Below are 1,702 nucleotides of genomic sequence, written 5' to 3' on the forward strand. Positions count from 1 at the left end.
AGGCAAAAGGTCTTTATACTTTCATAAAACGCCTTTTTTTCTTTAGCTTATAGCTTAATGCCTAAAGCCTATTGCCTGCAAACCTAAACCTCATTCGGCGCAATTGCTTACTAACCAATAGCGTCTTTGTGCTTACTCTTTCAATTTCCCAATAACTTCTGAAAAACCTCTCCTTAAATCCTCGTTGCTTTGGCTTAAATTGTTAATTTTGCAGACCCAATAATTATTCTTGAACATCATGATGTTGAAGATTCAAGGTTTTTGGGAATGAAAAAGCCATTTACTTAAGATATTTAGAATAGATGCAAGAGAAAATTCAAGAGATTCATCAGCTGGTGGAAGCTTATGTAATTGACAGCAAAGAGCAGCTAGAATCATTCCGCATAGCTTATGTAGGACGTAAGAGTGTGATTGGGGAGCTTTTTGATGGACTAAAAAATGTTCCAGCAGAACAACGCCGAGAGATTGGTCAGCAATTAAACGGTCTGAAAGACTTTGCTCAGAATAAATTTAATGAGATGCAGGCTTTGTTGGAAGCTTCGTCTGATAGTTCTGTTAGTATTGAGTTTGATTTGACTTTACCAGTGATTCCTCAAGAAAACGGTACATTGCATCCATTGAGTGTAGTTCGTGCAAGAATCATTGAGATTTTTGAAAAAATGGGTTTCAATGTATCTGATGGTCCCGAAATCGAGACGGATTTCTACAACTTTACAGCGCTAAACTTTGCCGAAAACCACCCTGCCCGCGAAATGCAAGATACCTTCTTTATAGAGAAAAAAGGAGGGGATGTTGCTGATGATGTGTTGTTACGTACACATACATCAAATGTCCAAATTCGTTTGATGCAACAAAAACAGCCTCCATTGCGCTCTATTATGCCAGGTCGTGTGTATCGTAACGAGGCCATTTCGGCGCGAGCTCACTGCTTATTTCACCAAGTAGAAGGCCTTTATATCGACAAAAATGTAGGGTTCAAAGACCTTAAAGATACACTTTACCATTTTGCCAAAGAAATGTTTGGTAAAGATACGAAGGTGCGTTATCGTCCTTCATATTTTCCATTCACCGAACCTTCTGCCGAAATTGATATTTCATGTTTGATTTGTAAAGGCGAAGGTTGTAATGTTTGTAAATATACTGGCTGGGTAGAAATCGCTGGTTCGGGCATGGTAGATCCAAACGTACTAGAAAACTGTGGTATCGACTCAAAAGAATATACAGGCTTTGCTTTTGGCATGGGAATCGAACGTATCACAATGTTGAAATATGGCATCAAAGATTTAAGGCTTTTTACGGAGAACGACGTAAGATTCCTACGTCAGTTTGAAGGTGTCTAATGTCTATAGATAGACCTCACAGATACCCCCTGTGAGGTTTTTTCTTGTTTGCTAGAAAGTTTTTGTGAAAGAAGCGTATCGAATTTTTTCATGTCTTTAACAAAAACAGGTAAATCGCAAGTATAAAATAGGCATTTTAACACATTTTAACTAAAACCACAGTAAATACAACGACCTATTTTGCTATTTTTGACGTTGAAAGGCGAAATGTTCCGTTTGCATCATACTGGTATAAAAGTATTCGTGCAGAATTATATTTAAGTTTTTGGGTTGAAGGCACGATACATCAAGTACAAGGCAAAACGTGTTAAATTGTTTTTTAGTAACAATAGATATATTTTTGTCAGATGCCCAATGCTAAA

General features: G+C 37.4%; 1 protein-coding gene. It reads left to right on the forward strand.

The features are described from left to right. Positions 1-302 precede the first annotated feature (302 nt). Positions 303-1,340 carry a phenylalanine--tRNA ligase subunit alpha gene (gene pheS, locus ACOVQ4_RS12375; RefSeq protein ID WP_421820954.1) on the forward strand — a complete coding sequence of 346 codons (1,038 nt, stop codon included), beginning with the start codon at positions 303-305 and terminating at the stop codon, positions 1,338-1,340. Positions 1,341-1,702: the final 362 nt, after the last annotated feature.

This window comes from Flectobacillus sp. (genome assembly GCF_049240685.1).
In the GTDB taxonomy this organism is placed as follows: domain Bacteria; phylum Bacteroidota; class Bacteroidia; order Cytophagales; family Spirosomataceae; genus Flectobacillus.

What these genes read in the sequence shown, in the direction of transcription:
- pheS (WP_421820954.1), top strand. Translation starts at nt 303, where the DNA reads ATGCAAGAGAAAATTCAAGAGATTCATCAGCTGGTGGAAGCTTATGTA.